Origin of the sequence: Bradyrhizobium genosp. SA-4 str. CB756 (assembly GCF_000473125.1) — a bacterium.
Classification (GTDB): domain Bacteria; phylum Pseudomonadota; class Alphaproteobacteria; order Rhizobiales; family Xanthobacteraceae; genus Bradyrhizobium; species Bradyrhizobium arachidis.
On the sequence record NZ_KI421499.1, the window covers coordinates 1,164,395 to 1,184,105 of the forward strand.

Genomic DNA, 19,711 nt, shown 5'->3' on the forward strand with positions numbered 1-19,711 from the left:
AGAGTCGAAGAAAAGCGTAGGAATGAGTTGACTTTGAACGCCCGATTAGGAAGGCGAGATAAAAGGGGCTCGCCGGTCGAACCGCAAGCCATTGGCATGGCTTGGGTTCTGGCGTGCCAGCCGCTCGTGGCGCGTGCCACGCCTTGCACTTTGCACAATGCAATCAAGGACATTTTCGGCACTGTGGGCGCCTTTGCGCTCTTAGAGGCGCGGTTATGACCGTTGGCGACAGCGATCTGCGTATTCGACCCGGGCGTATTCGCAGTACACGCGCGCCCAAGCCGAAGAGCTTCATCAACCAGGTGCTACGTGCCGCGAAGAAAGCTGGCCATACCTCGGGTCAGCCTGCGGCTGGCAAGCGTTCCGCAGCCTATGGGCGCTCGACGTTTGGCCGCGGTAGGCTCGCGTTTAGCCGCGGCCGATTGTTCAGCCCGACGCGGCGCACCGTGGTGAAAGCGCGCGTTGTTCGTCACAACGGACGAGCATTCCGCTCGGCGCCGCTGACTGCCCACCTTACGTACCTGAAGCGCGATGGCGTCACCCGGAACGGTGAGAGGGCCCAGATGTTTGACGCCGGCAGCGACCGCGCCGATAGCGTGGCCTTCGCGGAGCGGTGTCAGGAGGACCGCCATCATTTCCGGTCCATCATCTCGCCCGAGGATGCCGGCGAGATGACCGATCTCAGGGCTTTCACCCGCGATCTCGCCCGGCAAATGGAGATCGACCTCGGCACGCGGCTCGATTGGGTCGCTGTTGATCACTGGAATACCGACAACCCTCACGTCCATCTTCTCGTTCGGGGCGTCGATGAGGAAGGCACTGATCTCGTGATCTCCCGCGACTATATCAGCCGAGGCCTGCGCTCACGCGCTGAGGAATTGGTCGCGATCGAACTGGGTCCAAAGCCAGAGCACGAGATCCGTAACTCGCTGGAGAAGGAAGTCACGGCGGAGCGATGGACGCGGCTTGATCGGGAGATCCGGCTGGCAGCAGACGAGACCGGCTATATTGATCTTCGGCCCGAGAATCCCGGTAGCTCCGATCCTGACATCCGGCGCCTGATGGTTGGCCGCCTCCAGCACCTGGATAAGATGGGCCTTGCGGTGTCAGTGGCGCCTGGGGAGTGGATGATCGGGCTCGAGGCCGAGCGCAGCTTGCGCGACCTCGGCATGCGCGGCGACATTATCAAGACCATGCACCGCGCCTTCACCGAGCGCGGGGAGGCGCGCGGTGTTGCCGACTACGTCATCGAAGGTGGACCGCCAACATCTCCGATCGTCGGACGCTTGATTGATCGAGGACTGCATGACGAACTGACCGGCGAGGCCTTCGCCGTGATCGACGGAACCGACGGACGTGTACATCACGTCCGCCTCCGCGGGATCGAAGCCTTCGAACATGCGCCGCCGGTGGGTGGAATCGTCGAAGTCCGACGCTTCGGTCAAAGCGGCGAACCGCAACCCACCGTGATGCTCGCGACCCGTTCCGATCTCGATCTTGGTGAGCAGGTCGCCGCGAAAGGCGCGACCTGGCTCGACCACCGGCTGGTCGAACGCGATCCGATGCCGCTCGCCATGGGTGGATTTGGGCGTGAGATCCGCGACACCATGGAAGCCAGGACCGAGCATCTGATTCAAGAAGGTTTGGCACGGCGGCAGGGGCAGCGCGCCATCCTGCAACGCGACCTTCTGAATACGTTGCGCCGACGCGAACTGGACGAGGTAGCAGCAAAGGTTTCGGCCGGCACAGGCCTGCCTCATGTGAAGTCAGCGTTCGGGGAGCATGTGGCAGGCACGTATCGCCAGCGGCTGACGTTGGCGTCGGGACGTTTCGCCATGATCGACAATGGGCTCGGCTTCCAGCTCGTGCCCTGGTCGCGCGAGCTCGAGAAGAAGTTCGGCCAACATGTGACCGGCGTCGTGAAGGACGGCGGTGGCATCGAATGGGGCTTTGGTCGGAAGCGAGAACTCGGCCTCTAGCAGTCTCGCCAATTCAGCACGGAAGGACCATCGGGATGTCAGGAACCAAGATCCTCTGGGGACAAGTGATCGTTGTCGGCCTGATCGTTTTGACGGCCATCTGGGGAGCAACCGAATGGACAGCCTGGCGGCTCGCCTACCAGCCGGAGCTTGGACGCCCCTGGTTCGAGTTGTGGGGTTGGAAGATCTACTATCCGCCGATCCTCTTTTGGTGGTGGTTCGTCTACGACGCCTATGCGCCTCAAGTCTTTGTCGAAGGCGCCTTCATCGCAGCGTCGGGGACCGTCGTTTCGATCGCGGCGGCGATCGGCATGTCGGTTTGGCGGGCCCGCGAGGCCAAGAATGTTGAGACCTATGGCTCGGCGCGCTGGGCCGGTCTGGAAGAGGTGAGAGCGGCCGGTCTTCTCGGTCCAGATGGCGTGGTGCTGGGCAAGCTAGACAATGATTACGTTCGCCACGATGGACCGGAACACGTGTTGTGTTTTGCTCCCACCCGGTCCGGCAAAGGTGTCGGTCTCGTCATTCCCTCGCTGCTGACTTGGCCCGGCTCGGCCATCGTTCACGACATCAAGGGCGAGAACTGGCAACTGACTGCCGGTTTCCGCTCCTGTCATGGCCGCGTCCTGTTGTTCGACCCAACCAACACCAATTCATCGGCCTACAATCCGCTGCTCGAGGTTCGACGCGGGGAGTGGGAAGTCCGCGACGTCCAGAACGTCGCCGACGTCCTGGTCGACCCCGAAGGCTCATTGGACAAACGGAACCACTGGGAGAAGACCAGTCACTCGCTTCTGGTCGGAACCATCCTCCACGTACTCTATGCCGAGGCTGACAAGACCTTGGCCGGCGTGGCCGCCTTTCTGTCCGACCCGAAGCGGCCGATCGAGGTGACGCTGAAGGCCATGATGACGACTCCGCACCTTGGTGAGCAGGGTGCCCACCCCGTGGTCGCTTCGACCGCGAGAGAGCTTCTCAACAAATCCGACAACGAACGTTCCGGGGTCCTTTCTACCGCGATGTCGTTCCTTGGACTTTACCGTGATCCCGTCGTGGCCCAGGTGACCCGCCGCTGCGACTGGCGAATTGCAGACCTAATCTCCGATTCCCGGCCAGCGTCGCTTTACCTCGTGGTGCCGCCTTCCGACATCTCGCGGACCAAGCCGCTGATCCGCCTGGTGCTGAACCAGATCGGCCGGCGCCTGACCGAGGACTTGCACGCCAGCAACCGCCGGCACCGAGTTCTCATGATGCTCGACGAGTTCCCGGCGCTCGGGCGGCTCGATTTCTTCGAGTCCGCGCTAGCCTTCATGGCGGGCTACGGCATCAAGAGCTTTTTGATCGCGCAATCGCTCAATCAGATCGAGAAGGCCTATGGGCCGAACAACGCCATTCTCGACAACTGCCACGTCCGGGTCAGCTTCGCGACCAATGACGAGCGGACTGCCAAGCGCGTGTCCGAGGCACTGGGCACCGCGACCGAGATGCGAGCGATGAAGAACTATGCCGGGCACAGATTGAACCCTTGGCTGGGCCACCTCATGGTATCCCGACAGGAGACGGCGAGGCCACTCTTGACCCCAGGTGAGGTCATGCAGCTTCCGCCGCGAGACGAAATTGTCATGGTTGCGGGCACGCCGCCGATCCGGGCAATGAAGGCGCGCTATTACGAGGATCGCCGATTCACTGAGCGGGTGTTGCCGCCGCCCGACTCGGCGGCGTCCGGCCGGACATCGAGAACGGACGGGTGGTCGATGCTTGGGCTGCTCAAGCCGGCGACAGATCCAACCGACAGTGCAGGGCAGGGGGAGGATACGGCCAATAGTGGACTTCGTCGTGAGCCCGAGCTCCCCGATCACGTCGCGATCGTCAAGGAGACAACCGATTCAACGCCAGCAGAGGAGTTTGCTGGCGTTCTTGACGACGACGAGGATGCGGTCCGCCAATCTCGGCTGCTCCGTCAGCAGATGCGTGGCGTCGCCCGTCAAGTCGCGATGGACCCGGATGACGGCATGGAGCTGTGAGCCAACATGCGCGACCGCATGAACGTGTACTTTCCGCCGGAGCTTCTGAAGCAGATCGCGGATCTCGCGGATCGGAAGAATCTTTCCAGGTCTGCGATCGTGGAAGCGGCAGTTGCGTCCTTTCTGTCACCAGACGGAGCAGACAGAAGGGAGGCGGCGTTCACCCGTCGGCTGGATCGTCTATCGCGTCAGATGCAAAGGCTGGAGCGTGACGTCGGCCTGACGGCCGAAACCCTGGCCCTCTTCATTCGCTTCTGGCTGACGATCACGCCGCCGTTGCCCAATGACGCGCAGGCGGCCGCACAGCTCAAGGGGCGAGAGCGTTTTGAAGGATTTGTCGGAGCGCTGGGCCGCCGTTTGCAAAAGAGCCAGAGCTTCCTGCGCGAGATCCCTGAAGATTTCGTTCGTCAGGAGCCGGGCAGCGATACTGATTGAACCACGTAGGAGCCATTGCGCCGATCCTTCTTTTTCTACGCCAGCCTACTACCGCAGCAAATTAGCCAAGCCGACAAAGAGCTGGACGCGCTATCGGCCCGCATGGGAAGAGGAGCAGGGGGCCAGCATGCAAATTTCAGCGGCGCGGCGTCTCATCGCGCGCGTCTTTCTTCCATTCGCTGCTGGATACTATCTTTCATACCTGTTCCGAACGATCAACGCTTTGATCGCCAGTCATCTCAGCTCGGAAATCGGGCTTGGGACTGCCGACCTCGGGTTGCTTACGTCAGTCTACTTTCTTGTTTTCGCGGCGGCTCAGATCCCCGTCGGTATCTTGTTGGACCGCTTTGGTCGCCGCACGGTCAGTGCTGACCGCATCGCCAGGCCGGCTTCACCCTACATTGTGCAGGCCGGAACTGTGATTCCGGGAGCTCTAATCACAGGGACTAGATCGGATCTTCCAGGGCAAATCACCGCGCAGGTGACCGAAAACGTATACGACACGCCCACCGGTCGGTTCTTGTTAGTTCCCCACGCGAGAATCCGATGGTGGTTTCTGGCCGCGATTGAGCGCGGGAAATGTGTCGCGAAGCATAGTTGGACCCGACGTGGGCAAAAGGCGAACGGTGCCTTGTACTTTTCCTTCATTCGAAAGTTGCACCAAGTATGCAGGGTGGAGAGCATCGAACTCATCGATCTCCATGTCTCCGCTGGTGTGAACGTCCCAGTCCAGCCGTCCTTTGAAGACCCGATAGCGGAGTTGGTGCATTGCAACGAGAGTTTCAAAAAACTCCCCATAACAGCGTTCCGTAATCAACTGAATCATGATCGCCTCCAACACGAGCTCACTGCCAATAAAATGCAATCGTGATTTGGAAGCACTACCCGTGGTTACGGGAGGAGGTGGTCTCAATTTTGATTTCCATTTTTGGCAGCCGCTAGCGTGCAATCTGCCTAATCACCGTGAGCGCCGCCTATAACTCGCGCGGTCTAGATATGCCGACGCAAAGGGACGTGAGATAACGACGAGTTTTCCAAATTCTCGGATAGTTGCCTTGTGCCTTGGGTTCGAGTGCCCGAAATTCCCATGTACATCGATGCGTTGTTGGCCGATCAGCCGTTGACCGGCGGGCTCGAGCCGATGTTGGGCTCAGCCAACTTGAGGGTTCTGACGATCGTCGGCTTTCCGGGAGCGACGACGCCGGGCATTCTGGATGACCTCAATCGCCTGCCGTTTTCTTATCGATGGTCGACCCGTGCCATCATGCTCGACAAGACCGATGCCACCAAGCTGCTGACCAAGCTTCGGCGGCAGTGGTTCGCCAAGCGGAAATCCATCGGCGCCATCCTCAAGGAGGTCATGACAAACGAGGCGTCGACGCTGCTCGATACCGACGCTCACAACAAGGCGCTTGATGCCGACGCGGCGTTGCAGGAAACTGGGGTCCGATCAGATCGGACGGCCTTTGTCACTGCGACGATCACTGTCTGGGACCGGGATCCCAATGCCGCCGACGAAAAGCTCCGCTTGGTCGACCGAGAGCGACATGATCCCGGCCAGGATCTCGCGCACGCCGAAGGCGCGCACCAGCGTCTCGCGGCCTTCCATGCCCAGCGTTTCCGTGACGCGTCGCGGCGCGAAGAATTCCACGACACCAAGGCCGATGCTGAACCAGCCGAGCGCGCGGGCGAGCTGGTCGAACGCCATAGTCGACGAAGTCTGGATCAAAGAGCCCCGCGAGGACACGCTCCCAGGCTTGGAAGGCGAGGCCCCCGGTACCGGGCACGGCCGACAGATGCCCCTGCCCCGCACGGCGCCGATCTGACCCACCACCCGTGAGGCTTCACGCGGTGGATTTCGTGTTTGCGCTCGGCCTCATGAAATGGCCCGCCAGCGTGAACCGGCGGGCCTATTCGTGCCATCAGAGTGTCAAACTAGCCGGTCAGAAAACAGCAGAGCGGCTAGAATGCCGGCGACCATAAGCGGGATGAGCCAAAGTTCCATGGTTCCAATATTGCTCGACGGCCAGGCTTGCGCTAGAGGCGCGGCGGGCGAATTGATTAAACGTGAAGCGACACCAATGACGCTTCAGGGGGGTGGGCGATGGATTGGGTTCTCGGGATGGTGGCGGTTTTTTGCTACGCCGCGGGTCATGGCACGATTGCATTCGCCGTCCTTGCGATGGCTCTGATCAGCAGTTTCAGCACCATCGCGCTCAGATTGAGAGCTCGGGCCCAGGGATCCCTTCCGGACGATAACTGGATCGGGCCGAAGCTGTTCACCGCGGTGGTCCTATTTGGTGCGATGTGGTGCCTGGCCGTACAGACAGGGTTTATTAGAGCATAGGTTAAAGAATGAGGCCCGCCAGCAAACCGGCGGGCCTCCGAGATCGAAGCCGAACTCGTCGAGCTGGACCGGCTTCGCCGCTACCTCATCAAGAGCAGGATGCTCGGTTACACGCGCCCGCTGATCGTGGCCATCGACGACTATGTCGAGCAGATCACCGGCGATCGAACTAGGCTACACGCCAAAAACCACAGCATCGGACGATGAGGGCCCACCAATGACCGACGAAGAACTCCCGCCTGAGTGGCGAGGCGTCTCTGGCCTGCGGATCGTCATTCCGCACAGCAGACCGGACGTGATGCTCGTCGAGATCAAGACGCTATCCGGACCTGTCCGATTATCGATGCCGAAGAGCATTGCATTGACGGTTGGCCGATCGATCACCCAGGAAGCAGAGAAGTTGGCTCCAGACCCGTTCATGTCATGAGTGCTGTCTCCCCCAAAAGAAAAACTCGCCGACTTTATGAGCCGGCGGGACGGTTATTTGGACTGTAGATTGCGGGCGGGGATTAGTCGGCCGCGAATTGGGAATCTACTCGAGGTCGAGCGGTCGCGCGAGCCCATCTAAGTGGCAGATCCCGCCTCAGCCGTTTGCGGAGCGTCATCAGCCGCTGCCGAGCGCGAGGTCACCGCGTCCATGCAGGAGATCATCGAGCGCTTCACCGGCCGATTGGTGTGCAGCAGCTGCTACCGTTGCGTGAGCTTTTGAGATTGCCGTCGCAGATTCCCGTCAGCAGACCGGCGCGAAACGCGTCATGCAATAATAGACCGTCTTTCCACACCCACGACCCGCAGTCGCTCGGCGGCCACCCGCCTAGCCTCAAGGCGTTTGTTGATCCAAGAGATGTAGGAAGAGCGGCATTGCCTTGTGGCCGATGAAGCGACTGCCCGCCACTGAGAAATGCTCGTCGTCCCAATAGAGTGAGGCGCCGTTGCCACGGTTGATGCAGGTCTCGCCGCAGAGGTAGTCCTCTGGCCGGAGCAGGGTCACGTTGCCAGGGTGGCGATCGCGCACCCGCTGCAACATTGCGTTGACCGATGCCGTGCGCTCCCGGATCTTGGCAATTGATGGTTCCGGGCATTCTTGACGCGTCGTGATCATCAGCATCGACCGGTCGATGCTGGGGCCGTTGATCGGGCACTGTACCGGCACCTGCGCGCCGATTAGGAGAAAACGCCGACGGTCGCCGCCTAGCCGGGCCATGGTGCGTTCGATCGCGGCCTCGAACGCCGTGTTTACGTCTTCCTGGGCAGTGACTAGGCTGTCATTTGGCAACCTCAGTGGTGCGTATCCCGTCCATGCTTGTCCGATAATGACGGGCGTCGATTCAACGGCCAACTGGGTGAGCTCGCGAGCGCGTCGTGTCGCGCAGTCGAGCAACTTGTTTTCCGCGGCGCTGGTGAGGCCATCGAGCATCAGACAGCCAAATTCCCCCTGCGGTATAGCCAGCCAGGTTGAGCCGCTTGAGGATTTGATCTGGCCCCGCAACATACTGGAGGGCGAAGCTGTCACCCAGAATGACGACAGCGCGCGGCTCATTGATCGCGCCGTAGAGGCAGCCCACGCCACTGGTTTGGCACGGTGCCACGCCAAACTTCTGAAGTTCGTTGCGTGCAAGCTGATCTTCAGAAAGCCGCCACCGCCAGCCATCCCGCAAGTACGCCGTGTGGGCTGTCCCGGCAACCCCGAGACCGGTGACGCAGCACGCCGTCACAAACCGCCGGTTCACCGGCCAGCGACAGCGGAATGGTTGCTCGATGCAGATATACATCGCGGCAGCCATCGCCAGCATAAATGCAAGCAGTGCTGCCAATATCGCTGGCGCAATCGGGCCCGGCTGGAACAGGCGATAGAAGAACAGGATCGGCCAATGGCAGAGATACAGCGAGTATGAGATCAGGCCGATGCTCCGAAGCGGCCAAGCGCGCAGGAAACCAGCGAGCCTCGCTTGATCGCCCGAGAAGATGATCAGCGCAGCACCGGCGCACGGCACCAGCAGGAGTGCAGGCTGTATTGGCTTCTCGCCAGGGAAAAGCCAGAATGGAATTAGCACGGCGAGAACCCCGCCCCCCAAGAAGATGTCCGCTACTCTAGGTGCCAGCCCCCGTTCCGCGAACAAGACAGCCACGCCAAGGCAGAATTCAAACATACGGCACTGCGGCAGGAAGAACGCCGCCGAAGGATCGTATGCGTAGGTAATGATCGCAATGATCAGAGAGAGCGTGCCGATAGCCGAGACGATAACCGGCACACGATGCGCGCCAAGTTTCCTCTGGGTGAGGATCAAGAACGCCGGCCAGACAAGATAGAACTGTTCCTCGGCCGAAAGAGACCAGACGTGGAGCAAGCCGAGCTGTTCAGACGCCGCCGCGAAGTATTGGCGCGATTCCCACCAGTATTCGATATTGGAGATCGAGAGGACTGCCCAAGTGCTCTCTTTTGACACTGAACGAAGCCACTCAGGAGTCAGCAGCGCAACGCCAGCGGCGAAGGTGACTAGGACCGTGAAGTAGAGCGCCGGTAGGATACGCCTGGCCCGGCGCAGGTAGAAATCAGCGAAGGAGAACCGGTCAGAGCCGATCGCAAGGAGAATATTGCGGCTGATTAGATACCCAGAGATGACGAAAAATATATCGACGCCGATGAATCCGCCCGGCAGTGCGCTTGGAGCGGCGTGAAAGGCAATTACCGCCAGAACAGCAATAGCGCGCAAGCCGTCTACGTCTGGGCGGTATGAACTTCGCAACCTGGGCTCTATGTCTCAACTTTAAGGAGACACATTGGGTAACATTGTGTTACGGTTCCGACAAGCATCAGAAATGTTTGCTAACCATGCACGACGGCTTACGAAGGGCAGTCTGAAGCCCGCAGCGGCGGCGCACCTCGTTGTGGTTTGGTGTAGCGATGTTGGGCAGCGATACCGCTGGCGCCGAGACAGCTAGCTGAAAAAGAAAGCCCGCCAGCGTGAACCGGCGAGCTCGTCCTTCTTCGATTGAAAGTCAGCCAATGAAAGTTGTGGCACTTGCCGTCTTCATTTTGAGCGCAGCATTGCCTTCGGTCGCGTCCGCACAGAAGGCCGCTCCGCCTCAGTGGATCGACAAAAAGACTGCTGTCTGTCCAGCGGGGTTCGAATTTTCAAGTCACGAGCCCACCTGTTGGGAGAGCGAGTTCTTCTGGCGGCGCCATCGACTGCAACAGGCTGCTATAGTGTTCTTGATCGTTGTAGGAGTGGGGACCGTTGCTGGCATGTATTTTGGCCTGAGAAAGATCAGCAGAGAGGAAGGCTGATGAGGAGCCTTCGCCGCGCGGCGGACACCGCTTAATATTCGCCACAGGCCCGCGGGCTGGCGCCGGCACCCGTAATTCCCAATTGAAAAACCCGCCAGCCTTTCGAGCTGGCGGGAGTTTGGACTTTAGATTACGACCGGGGTTGCCGATCGCTGGTGTGCCCAAGCACGGGAACCCGCCAGCGTGAAGGCGGGCTATCCTTATCGCCTCAGCCGGCGGGCGTGCATCTGCATCGTGCGCAAGATCTGCAGCAATTCACCCCATGTTTACCAAATCTCGGAGGTCGCTCTCCATCTCGCGGTAGGCGCCCGCGTCCCGGCTGTCACGCTCGGCCTTCTCCTGCCCGTTCATGCGACACCTTCCATCAATGCCGGCTGGTCCTTAGCCTCGTCCGGGTCATCGTCTTCGCGATCGGCGTCATCCTGCTCGAGGTCGGTGTCGCCGCCGCGGTTGGCCCAGGCCTTGATCTGGTCGGACATCCTGTCGAACGACCCTAGGGAAGGCTCCGCATCGGGATCTCCATCACAGGGCTCATCGTCGACCGCGAAGTCCTCGTCGACGTCGATAGTGCTGTCGAGCCAGTCGATTAGCCGCTCGATCTCGTCCCGGGCTGCCTTGCGCGCCCGCCCCAGCGCCTGGAAGAACTGTTCGGGGGAAATGCCGGTTCGACGGTAAAGCTTACCAGCGGAGTCCGCTGGCCGTTCTCGGGTGGTTTTCATGGTGGTGCTTCTCGGTTCGGCTGATCAAAGCCATTGCCGGTTACAGACCGGTAGCCGGGGGTTGATCACCAGCCGAGAAGACTGGTCGAGACGCTTTTAAGGGTTGCCCCTCTGGACAGCACGCTCGCCCCCGGCCAATATGGTCGGGTTCGGAGCCGCGCCGCCAAGCGCGTCCGTTGAGAGCCTTATGGGCTCGTCAGCCGCCGCCCAACACTGCCAGGCGTCAGGGCAAATTCCTGCCAGGGAATGCGGCTCTATTCTCGGTCCGGGTGATCAAACCCAACTGCCAGTCCACCATGATTTGGTGAATTTTGTCTATCCCCTTTCGGGGCGCCTCGGCGCGCGCCCGTGGCCGGTGGATTGCGGGAATTGCGGCGGCCTGCGCCTACCGAGAAGCGCACAATCATGCTGCCCTGCCGGCCATGAGCCGCCGCCTCGCGCGAGTCACACAAGCTGCGATCTGCCGAGCCATCCGGGCCGCTAAGCAGACTGGCAAGCGGGGTATATCGGATAGGTTGATCGACCGTGTGAGCTGCTCCACCGTACGTTTCGGAACGCGCGAACCCGTGCTCGCTTAGAAACTTCTTGCGGGGGAACAAAGTGCGGGCGCATTTCGACTGATTCTAATTACCAATTGTGCGAAGGTACAGTTGATCGTGCGTGGCGACTCGATCGAGTATCAACACTACCGGGCCGGGGCGGGTCGTATTTCATTTTTCATGCGATCAGTTGTGTGTTGTCCTGGCTTCGTTTTTTTGGAAGCCCGTGAGGACATTCATGCTCATGGAATTCGTTCAGAACCTTGAAACATTGATCTACAACGACGCGACAATGTACGGCCTCGCGGTTGGCGGGCTTTGCGCCTTCGTTGGGCTCTATTATTTGGGCGACTATCTTTTCAGAGATAGAGAGCCCGAAGCAGAAGCCGCGCCGGACTAGCGACTTCAGCGTCTGACATCTCTTGTGGAGTCGCGATTGGCAGCAATGAGCAATTCCTGTTTGGAATGCTGATCGGTGCTGCCCTGACGGTGTACGCCTATTGGGCGGCATTCTCACCTTGCGGTTAATCCCGCTCCAGGAGCTCGGCTGCCGCTTTTTCCCGGTATTGTCACAAAGTGCACTTACGAAGCCGAGGATATCTGCTTAGCATCACTTGGGCTGCTGGGGGATCGATGGGGACAATCGATGCTCGCCGATCTGCTACGGGACTCCGCCACGTTCTTCCAATCTGACTTGGGCAAGTATGCCGCTGCTGGGCTCGGCCTAGTCGCTTTTGTCGGGATTTATTACCTGGGCGACTATCTCTTCAGCGATCGAGATCCCGAGGCGGCTTCGGACTAGTCTTCCGACCGCTTCAGACTCGGCCCGCCCTCGATGATCTTCGGATCACCTTTGGTGCGCACGATGTTGGAGAAATGAAACATGAGCTTGCTCCTCAGGGCCTCAGCATGACCTTGACGCAGGAGTCGCGCTTGTCGCGAAACACCTGGTACATCTCGGGGCCTTGCTCGAGCGGGACGGTGTGGGTGATGACGAAGGATGGATCGATCTGGCCTTCCTCGATGCGGCGGAGCAGGTCGTCGGTCCAGCGATTGACGTGGGTCTGGCCGGTCCGCATCGTCAGACCCTTGTTCATGAAGGCGACCATCGGCAGCATGCCGGAAAAGCCGCTGTACAAGCCCCCGGCACCGAAATGACGCCGCCGGGCCGGCAGACATAGATCATCTCGCGCAGCACATGCGGCCGGTCACTCTCCGCCATCACCATCTGCTTGGCGCGGTCGAGCAGGGTGTCGGGCAGGGAGGCCATCACGTGGGATTCCTTGCCGACACAATCGATGCACTTTTCCGGGCCCTTGCCGTCGGTCAGCTCTTTGAGCCGCTCCAGCACGCTCTCGGTCTCGAAATTGATCGTGGTAGCGCCGCCGGCTTCCGCCATGCTGAGCCGCTCGGGCAGGCAGTCGATCGCGATCACCTGGTTGGCGCCGAGCAGGATGGCGCTGCGGATCGCCATCTGCCCCACCGGACCGCAGCCCCAGATCGCGACAGTGTCGGTCGGCTCGAGGTCGCATGCACGGCGGCTTGCCAGCCGGTCGGGAAGATGTCGCTGAGAAACAGCAATTGCTCGTCGGAACGCCTGCGGGCACCTTGATGTGGGTAGCATCGGCAAACGGCACGCGCAGATATTCGGCCTGGCCGCCGGGATAGCCGCCGGTCAGATGCGTGTAGCCGAACAGACCGGCGGTGGTGTGCCCGAACACCTTGCCGGCGAGATGCTTCTTGCGATTGGTGGTCTCGCAGACCGAGAAATTGCCTCGCTTGCACTGGTCGCATTCGCCGCAAATGATCGTGAACCGTACGTCGATGCGGTTGCCCTTCTTCAGCTTGCCGTCGACGCCGGAGCCGGCCTCGACCACTTCGCCCATGGTCTCGTGGCCCATGATGTCGCCGGGCAGCATGCCCGAAATGTAATTGTGGAAGAGATGCAGGTCGGAGCCGCAGATGGCGCAGCTCGTGACCTTGATGATGGCGTCGCGCGGGTCCTGGATTTCAGGATCGGTGACGGTGTCGCACCTGATGTCCTCCTTGCCATGCCAAACCAGCGCCTTCATCCCGTCCTCCGCGGCTAACCACGAGGCATCTAAGTCCAGCAATGAACGATGGTTGCAACGCGGCGCGCAAATTGTTCGCACTGCACTGGCGCGCGCAAATAGGAACGAGATCGCAGGGCAGTGATTGGGCGTGATCATCCCATCTCCAAGAATTACGTCGAAGGAATACGCTCATGCCCGCCAATCAACTCGCCGTCGTCACCGGCGCCTCCACCGGGATCGGCCTGGAGGTCGCCAGGTGCTGCGCCCAAGCAGGCTTCAATCTGGTCATCGCGGCGGACGAGCCCGCGATCGAGCGGGTGGCCGTCGATCTGCGCAGGCTCGGCGGCAGTGTCGAGCCCGTGCAAGCCGATCTTGCCACCACCGAAGGCGTCGACAAGCTCTGCGCCGCGGTGGCCGGCCGGCCGATCGACGCGCTGCTGGCCAATGCCGGCATCGGGCTCGGCAAGGCTTTCCTCGACCAGGATTTCGCCAGGATCAAGCACCTCGTCGACACCAACATCACCGGCACGCTTTATCTGATCCATCGTGCTGGTAACGAGATGCTGCGGCGCAATTCCGGGCGCATCCTGATCACGGGATCGATCGCCGCTTCACGCCGGGCAGCTTCCAGGCGGTCTATAATGCCAGCAAGGCGTTCCTCGATTCATTCTCGTTTGCGTTGCGCGAAGACCTGCGGGACAGCGGCATCACCGTGACCTGCCTGATGCCCGGCGCCACCGAAACCGAATTCTTCCGCCGTGCCGACATGATGGACACCAAGGTTGGCACCGAACTGAAAGATGGCGCGTATGACGTCGCCAAGGCCGGCTTCGATGCAATGCTGCGCGGCGACGCGGATATCGTCACGGGGCTCAAGAACAAGATCCAGACCACGGTCGCGAACGTCACGCCGAACGAGATACTGGCCAAGCAGCATCGCAAGATGGCCGAGCCGGGCACGGCCAAGTCGTAGCCAGGATCGAGCGCAACGAAACTTCCTCGTCGCGCAAGCCAGCAAAAACAGGCTGGTGGATTTACATAGCCCTCGCGCGGCCGCCGAGAGCGGAGCCGAACCCTCGTATGGGACGAGCTGATCCGTCATCCCCATGCATCGCCAGGACGGGGTTGCTGGGGAGAGCGGGCGCATCAAAGAGAAAAGCTGGATGCGGCTCCCCGCCGAGCGTGCGATGAAGCGCCCGCGGACCATGATGTCTCGGAGTCTCTCCCCTGACCGGAGTTCCGCCCAGAAGCGGCGGCGCCTAAAGCGTGATGGCATTAGGTGCGATAGCCTGAATTTTTGAGGTAGTTGGCACATTCCTCGGAGGTGAAGGCATCAAGTGCGTGGCCGATTGCGGCACAGACTGCGTCGACGGTTCGCGCGGCCGCTTTGCGGAGCAGATGCTTGAGCTTGGCAAAGATTTGTTCGATCGGGTTCAGGTCGGGCGAGTATTTTGGCAGGAAGAAGAGCTTGGCGCCGACCGAACGAATGAGCTGGCGAACTGCTTTGCTCCTGTGGCTGCCGAGGTTGTCCAAGACGACGATATCGCCGGGTTGAAGAACAGGCAGAAGAACCTTCTCGACATAGGTGCGAAAGCTCACGCCATCGATCGGCCCCTCGATAAACCATAGCGCATCGATCCGGTCATGGCGCAGGGCCGCCAGGAAGGTCATGGTCTTCCAGCGGCCGTGGGGAACCTTGGAGTGAAGTCTGCACCCGCGCGGCGCCCATCCCCGCAAGGGCGCCATATCGGTCCTGGTCCAGGTCTCGTCGATGAAGACCAGCCGCTCAACTTCGACGCGACCTTGATACTCTGTCCACTGGGCTCGCCGCCGCGCGACCTCGGGTCGATCGCGCTCCCCAGCCGCCACGCTTTTTTTTGAAGCTGAGCGGCGTGCACGAAGTCCCACGCCGAGTGGTAGTCGACCTTCAGGCCGCGACCGGCAAGCTCGGCAACGAGACCACGTATGGTGAAATCGCCGTCCTTGATCCGCTGCGACAGCCAGATTGCCTGGTCTCCCGAAACCGCCTTCGGCTTGTGACCGCCCATCTGGCCAGGTTCAATGCTGCCGGTCTCCACGACCCGCTGCATCCAACCAATAGCCGTGCTGATCGCTACTCCAAACTGCTTGGCCGCCTGATTGCGGGACATCCCGCTCTCGATCGCAGGCACGACGCGCCTGCGAAGATCCAGAGAATACGGCTTGCCCATCCATGCTGGCCTCCGATCCAGCCAGCATGGTGAATCAGAAACACACTGATTTGGGATCCCAAATCGATCCAACCTAACCCCATCCCGTTTTAGACCCCAGCGTAGTAGTCGTTCACCGCTCTCGCCCTTCCCGGGTCCTCCCAATTCCACTCGTTATCGTTACCGTAGTGCGGCGCTCCCTGGAGACTGTCGGCACTTAGGTTGGTCCGGTATCCGCCGAAGTTAGTGTCGTACTTCAGGGACTGCCATGGCAGCGGATAGTGGTCATCGCCGATGCCTAAGAAGCCGCCGAAGCCGAGGACTGCGTACGAGACCTTGCCGCTCAGCTTGTCGATCATCACGCGTTCGATTGAGCTGATCTTCTGATCGCCGGCGCCGTACACCGCGGTGCCCTCGACCTTGTCGCTGCCGATGAGCGTTCCTGTTTCACGCCTTTCCGTTTCCATCGTCATTCTCCTCTTCGAACACATTCACGACGAACCTGATCATCTACGGAGCAAAATGCGAGCTCAAGTCAGTGATATGACATCGATGTGGCTGCGAGCTTTACGCCTGCCACCGTCTGCCTGAGTGGCATGGGCGGCGCGAGTAACAGCACGGCCCTTGTGAATACGGCCAACGTCATTGATTGGCTGCCGACCGGCATCTCCGCTGGCGCTGCAAACAGCGGCGGCGCGGGATTTCGGACCGTCAACATCTCGAACTAACCGCAGGGCGAGAATGCGGCCGAATGTAAACAGACAGTCAGGACGGCGCCGATGAGAATCCCAAGAAGGCTAAGAGGCGCGGGGCCCGGGCAGAAGTGCATCTGTCTTGTCGAGGACACGATTCACGGCGAGGCCGATCCATTCTCGTGAGGCGATGTGCACGAGGAGCATCGAGGGGGCAAAGTTGCCGAGGTCGAGCCAAGCAGTGTGGGCAGCAGTCAGCCAGCCGGTCGGCACGGGTTCTACCGGGAAGCCAGCTTTTCGAAACAGCCCCACTGCTCGGGGCATGTGATAGGCGGACGTGACGAGCAGCCAGCGATCCCCAGGAGCCGGAGAGGCGAGGGTCCTCGAGAAGGCCGCGTTCTCAGATGTGTTGCGCGACTTGCCCTCGACCTCAATGCGCTTAGTTGGTACGCCCAAGTCGCTCAAGATTTTGAGAGCGTAATCGGCCTCTCGCAGATCGTTCGGCCAAAGCTCAGGGCTGCCACCTGAATAGATGACACGCGCATTCGGATAGCGGCGGGCGAGCGTCGCGCCGGTGATCAGTCGGTCTACCCCAATATCGGAAACCGGGAGGCCTCGGAAGGCAGAAATCTCCGGCTTTGTTGTTCCTCCCAGAATAACAATTCCGGTAGGTGGATCGGCCGTCGGCACCCAAGTCGGAAAGCGGTTTTCGAGCGGTTCGAGCAACAGGTTGCCCAGAGGCGGGAAGCCGCACACAGCAACTGCAATGAACGATCCAATAATGAGCTTCCGTCCCAGAGCGGAAAATCGCGTCCACAGTAGCGAGACGCCCACGAGACCGATAACGGCTAGTAAATTCGGCAAGACCGCAACCACGCCCACGGTCTTTGAGATTACAAATGACATGTGCTCCGCTCGTCTCTAAGTTTCGTTTGATTTTACCTTGATTCGGAAAATGAGTTTTCCAGGATCTCAGTGCAGATACAGTGCAGCTAACCTCCATTCGAGCGCGTTCAATGCACTCCGTTGCACTCCTGACTGCCAGCTACGCTAGGGACATCGAACGCTTTTCGCTGCTCAGCGAAAGCATCGACACCTGGCTGAAGGGTTACACGCGGCATTATGTTCTCGTTAACGATGAGGACGTGCCGCTCTTCGAGCGGTTTCGGTCCGACAACCGCGTCATCGTTCCGGCCTCCCGCTACCTGCCGAAATGGCTATGGGCCTTGCCACCGGCTCTCCAGTTCGGCAAGCGGCGTGTTTGGCTGTCCCTCCTTTCGTCACCGATTCATGGGTGGCACATCCAGCAGATCCTCAAGATTGCCGGTGTCCTCCATGCGCCCGAGCAGCGCGTCTGCATCTTGGATTCGGACAATCTGTTCTTCCGTGAGTTCGACATTGGTAAGTACGCCGGCGGCGAAAAGACACCGCTGTACTTCGCCCCGAAGGCGGTCAGTGCGGACTCGCCCGTGCATGGGATATGGATGCGGACGGTCGACCAACTGCTCGGTATGAAGAACCGGACCTTTCCTACTGATGATTACGTCGGAAACGCTCTCGTCTGGGACAGAGACAGCGTAAGTGCCATGACCGAAGCCATCCAGTCGGCGACGGGATTGAACTGGGTGCTAGCAATGTGCCGGAAGAAGAAATTCTCCGAGTATTTGCTATACGGCCACTTCGTTGCAGCTTCGCCAGCACACTTGGCGACACACCATCTCACCGAGGATAGCATCGTCGTCTCGCATTGGGACGATACCAGTCTTGATCGCTCCTCGATCGAAGCGATGATGAGGGCGGCCTCACCCGACCAGGCAGCACTTTGCATCCAGTCCTATTCATCGACCTCGATTGAGGACATTCGCGAAGTCTTTCGGCTATCCGCGAAGGGTAGGCACGCTCCGCCTCTCGTCCCCGACCAGATCGGCAATGAGAACGCACCACAGTGGCATTCTAAAACCGCCTGACCGCGGTCCGACACGTCAGAACCGTAACCTCGCCGCCATTGCCCCACCCATTGTTGCCGGTCTCAGTTCATCAACGTGTACTGCTGCTTCTCACATTCTTCGAGAATGACTGACAGCCTCGAGCCAGCGTAGATAGCATCGAAAAAAACCGAATAAGTACGGTGTGGTTGGTCGGGCGGCGGGCGTACTTCTCTGAGGCAAACAAAGTAGTCGCCCGGACCGCGGTCCGCCTTGCGAAGTGCTGAGACCTCGACGGGCTTCGTCAGCTTCGCTTCGGCGACGACATTTGTGAGGCCTTTTTGCATTGCGTCTTGGCTCGGTGGTCCGGCTGCCAGCGGTGGAGCAGGCGGCAGAGTCACCGACGTGTTCGTCCACACACGACTTGAACACGCCGATAGCAGCAAGCAAAGCAGTGGCGCCAAGCGCATGAACGATCCGTTCCACCAATCGCAGGTCCGAGCTGTAGCGCTTTCCTGGCTCAGATGTCTAGATGGTTTGCTGAAAGCACCGGCGAGCGCGTCACGGGCACGAGGCAAATTGTCAATTACTGGCGGCGCAAACCGCGCGAGCTACTGCGCGTCGTGGGCGTGGAAAACGCCGGTTCGCGCTGGCGGGCCAGCCCTCTCATAGCGCCGCTGATCTACCGCGTCCTCTCCTTCGGGGGCCCTGTCGCGATAGAGATAATCGCCAAGGTAGTAGATCCCGACAAAGGCGGCGAGCCCGAGTGTGGCCACGATATACTTGGCCAAGTCGGTTTGGATGAACGCCGCGGCGTCCTGAAGCAGATCAGAGATCATCGATTGTCCCCATCGATCCCAGCAGCGGGAAAAAGTAGGGAGGTTGCGGGTTCCAAAACTACCTTTCTTATACTTGGGAAGTGTGACGGCTGGACGGCCGCTCCAGGCAGGGCGGAAACGAACCAGGTTGGGAGCAGTGCTGAAGCGAACCGAGGAACCCGGCTTCTTTCGGATAGGCTCGACTCGCTTGGCCTTGCTAGTCCGAGGACCAAGCGACCTCCAGCGGCCCCGGCCTCACGACTCCTCTCTACTGGGCCGGGGCCGCCCTAAGCAATCCTACCCGCGGCTACGGTGGCCCAAAATCGCAAGCCGCCCGTCACCCCGCTCAAAGTCGGGCCGAACGTCAGCGCCGCGATATTCGCAGCCCTGGCAGACAAACCGCGGCTCGAGGTCAGACAGCCGCATCTCGTCCGGCCAGCGATCGGCGCTCAGAGCGATGTGATGGCCGCAACGGCAATAGACCAGGAGGCTTGACCGCGCTGAATCATCGGAATCTGATCGCGGTATGGGGCGAAATCAGAGCGACATCAACGAACCGGCGCGCATGGAGCGCATCTGCCGGATCTGGCCGAGAAGAGCAGCGTGCCCGGCAAGGCCGGCGCGCTGTTGGAGTTGCCGAAAACTACGGTCGCGAGATAACAAGAAGAATCGTGGCGGTGTTGGTGATGGGCATAATGTTCCGG

The 19,711-nt window shown here is 60.4% G+C and carries 14 protein-coding genes and 6 pseudogenes; 10 read left to right on the forward strand and 10 right to left on the reverse strand.

The window, feature by feature from the left end; all coding sequences use genetic code 11:
* Positions 1 to 215 precede the first annotated feature (215 nt).
* From BRAGE_RS0105615 to BRAGE_RS56635, 4 genes and pseudogenes are all read left to right on the forward strand, one after another.
* A complete protein-coding gene (locus BRAGE_RS0105615) occupies positions 216 to 1,979 on the forward strand; it encodes a relaxase/mobilization nuclease domain-containing protein (protein ID WP_027564762.1) in 1,764 nt (587 codons plus the stop codon).
* A gap of 35 nt (positions 1,980 to 2,014) precedes the next feature.
* Positions 2,015 to 4,000 (forward strand): conjugal transfer protein TraG, encoded by a 1,986-nt coding sequence (locus BRAGE_RS0105620; protein WP_027564761.1) that lies wholly within the window; start codon positions 2,015 to 2,017, stop codon positions 3,998 to 4,000.
* Between the two features lie 6 nt (positions 4,001 to 4,006).
* Positions 4,007 to 4,435: a CopG family transcriptional regulator gene (locus BRAGE_RS0105625; RefSeq protein WP_027564760.1), complete on the forward strand. Its 429-nt coding sequence runs from the start codon at positions 4,007 to 4,009 to the stop codon at positions 4,433 to 4,435.
* A 127-nt stretch (positions 4,436 to 4,562) separates the two neighbouring features.
* A pseudogene (locus BRAGE_RS56635) lies at positions 4,563 to 4,977 on the forward strand (MFS transporter); the annotation flags it as partial.
* On the opposite strand, the gene BRAGE_RS52420 reads toward BRAGE_RS56635, so the two are convergent.
* On the reverse strand, positions 4,959 to 5,261 hold the full coding sequence (locus BRAGE_RS52420) for an acyl-homoserine-lactone synthase (RefSeq protein WP_084335085.1): 303 nt from the start codon (positions 5,259 to 5,261) through the stop codon (positions 4,959 to 4,961). The pseudogene BRAGE_RS56635 and the gene BRAGE_RS52420 overlap by 19 nt on opposite strands.
* 240 nt (positions 5,262 to 5,501) lie before the next feature.
* On the opposite strand from BRAGE_RS52420, the pseudogene BRAGE_RS52425 reads away from it, so the two are divergent.
* Positions 5,502 to 5,975 (forward strand): annotated as a pseudogene (locus BRAGE_RS52425) (conjugal transfer protein TrbE); the annotation flags it as partial.
* Here the strand turns inward: BRAGE_RS52425 and BRAGE_RS56640 are convergent.
* A pseudogene (locus BRAGE_RS56640) lies at positions 5,934 to 6,134 on the reverse strand (hypothetical protein); the annotation flags it as partial. The pseudogenes BRAGE_RS52425 and BRAGE_RS56640 overlap by 42 nt on opposite strands.
* 865 nt (positions 6,135 to 6,999) lie before the next feature.
* On the opposite strand from BRAGE_RS56640, the gene BRAGE_RS0105655 reads away from it, so the two are divergent.
* Positions 7,000 to 7,209, forward strand: coding sequence for a hypothetical protein (locus BRAGE_RS0105655; RefSeq protein WP_027564756.1), 210 nt, complete (start codon positions 7,000 to 7,002; stop codon positions 7,207 to 7,209).
* Between the two features lie 393 nt (positions 7,210 to 7,602).
* Here the strand turns inward: BRAGE_RS0105655 and BRAGE_RS51550 are convergent, their stop codons facing one another.
* From BRAGE_RS51550 to BRAGE_RS0105680, 3 genes are all read right to left on the reverse strand, one after another.
* Entirely contained in the window at positions 7,603 to 8,199 is a 597-nt protein-coding gene (locus tag BRAGE_RS51550; RefSeq protein ID WP_141263406.1) for an SGNH hydrolase domain-containing protein, read from the reverse strand.
* Positions 8,111 to 9,496, reverse strand: coding sequence for an acyltransferase family protein (locus BRAGE_RS0105665; protein WP_027564755.1), 1,386 nt, complete (start codon positions 9,494 to 9,496; stop codon positions 8,111 to 8,113). Before BRAGE_RS0105665 ends, BRAGE_RS51550 begins: the two co-directional genes overlap by 89 nt.
* Positions 9,497 to 10,418: 922 nt before the next feature.
* Positions 10,419 to 10,790 (reverse strand): hypothetical protein, encoded by a 372-nt coding sequence (locus BRAGE_RS0105680; protein ID WP_027564753.1) that lies wholly within the window; start codon positions 10,788 to 10,790, stop codon positions 10,419 to 10,421.
* A gap of 783 nt (positions 10,791 to 11,573) precedes the next feature.
* Between BRAGE_RS0105680 and BRAGE_RS47835 the strand changes: the two genes are divergently transcribed.
* Positions 11,574 to 11,729: a hypothetical protein gene (locus tag BRAGE_RS47835; RefSeq protein WP_159073984.1), complete on the forward strand. Its 156-nt coding sequence runs from the start codon at positions 11,574 to 11,576 to the stop codon at positions 11,727 to 11,729.
* Between the two features lie 246 nt (positions 11,730 to 11,975).
* Positions 11,976 to 12,131: a hypothetical protein gene (locus BRAGE_RS54245; RefSeq protein WP_156950837.1), complete on the forward strand. Its 156-nt coding sequence runs from the start codon at positions 11,976 to 11,978 to the stop codon at positions 12,129 to 12,131.
* Between the two features lie 94 nt (positions 12,132 to 12,225).
* On the opposite strand, the pseudogene BRAGE_RS47840 reads toward BRAGE_RS54245, so the two are convergent.
* Positions 12,226 to 13,401 (reverse strand): annotated as a pseudogene (locus tag BRAGE_RS47840) (zinc-dependent alcohol dehydrogenase).
* Between the two features lie 173 nt (positions 13,402 to 13,574).
* On the opposite strand from BRAGE_RS47840, the pseudogene BRAGE_RS47845 reads away from it, so the two are divergent.
* A pseudogene (locus tag BRAGE_RS47845) lies at positions 13,575 to 14,356 on the forward strand (SDR family NAD(P)-dependent oxidoreductase).
* Between the two features lie 302 nt (positions 14,357 to 14,658).
* On the opposite strand, the pseudogene BRAGE_RS52430 reads toward BRAGE_RS47845, so the two are convergent.
* The 3 genes and pseudogenes from BRAGE_RS52430 to BRAGE_RS0105740 all read right to left on the reverse strand — a co-directional run bounded on the left by BRAGE_RS52430 (position 14,659) and on the right by BRAGE_RS0105740 (position 17,170).
* Positions 14,659 to 15,593, reverse strand: a pseudogene (locus BRAGE_RS52430) (IS630 family transposase).
* An 89-nt stretch (positions 15,594 to 15,682) separates the two neighbouring features.
* A complete protein-coding gene (locus BRAGE_RS0105730; RefSeq protein WP_027564747.1) occupies positions 15,683 to 16,039 on the reverse strand; it encodes a PRC-barrel domain-containing protein in 357 nt (118 codons plus the stop codon).
* Positions 16,040 to 16,369: 330 nt separating this feature from the next.
* Positions 16,370 to 17,170 carry a YdcF family protein gene (locus tag BRAGE_RS0105740; protein WP_027564746.1) on the reverse strand — a complete coding sequence of 267 codons (801 nt, stop codon included), beginning with the start codon at positions 17,168 to 17,170 and terminating at the stop codon, positions 16,370 to 16,372.
* 110 nt (positions 17,171 to 17,280) lie between these two features.
* On the opposite strand from BRAGE_RS0105740, the gene BRAGE_RS0105745 reads away from it, so the two are divergent.
* Positions 17,281 to 18,231, forward strand: a complete 951-nt coding sequence (locus BRAGE_RS0105745; protein WP_027564745.1) for a DUF6492 family protein — start codon at positions 17,281 to 17,283, stop codon at positions 18,229 to 18,231.
* 569 nt (positions 18,232 to 18,800) lie between these two features.
* Here BRAGE_RS0105745 and BRAGE_RS0105755 read toward each other — a convergent pair.
* Positions 18,801 to 19,028 (reverse strand): hypothetical protein, encoded by a 228-nt coding sequence (locus BRAGE_RS0105755; protein WP_027564743.1) that lies wholly within the window; start codon positions 19,026 to 19,028, stop codon positions 18,801 to 18,803.
* Positions 19,029 to 19,711: the final 683 nt, after the last annotated feature.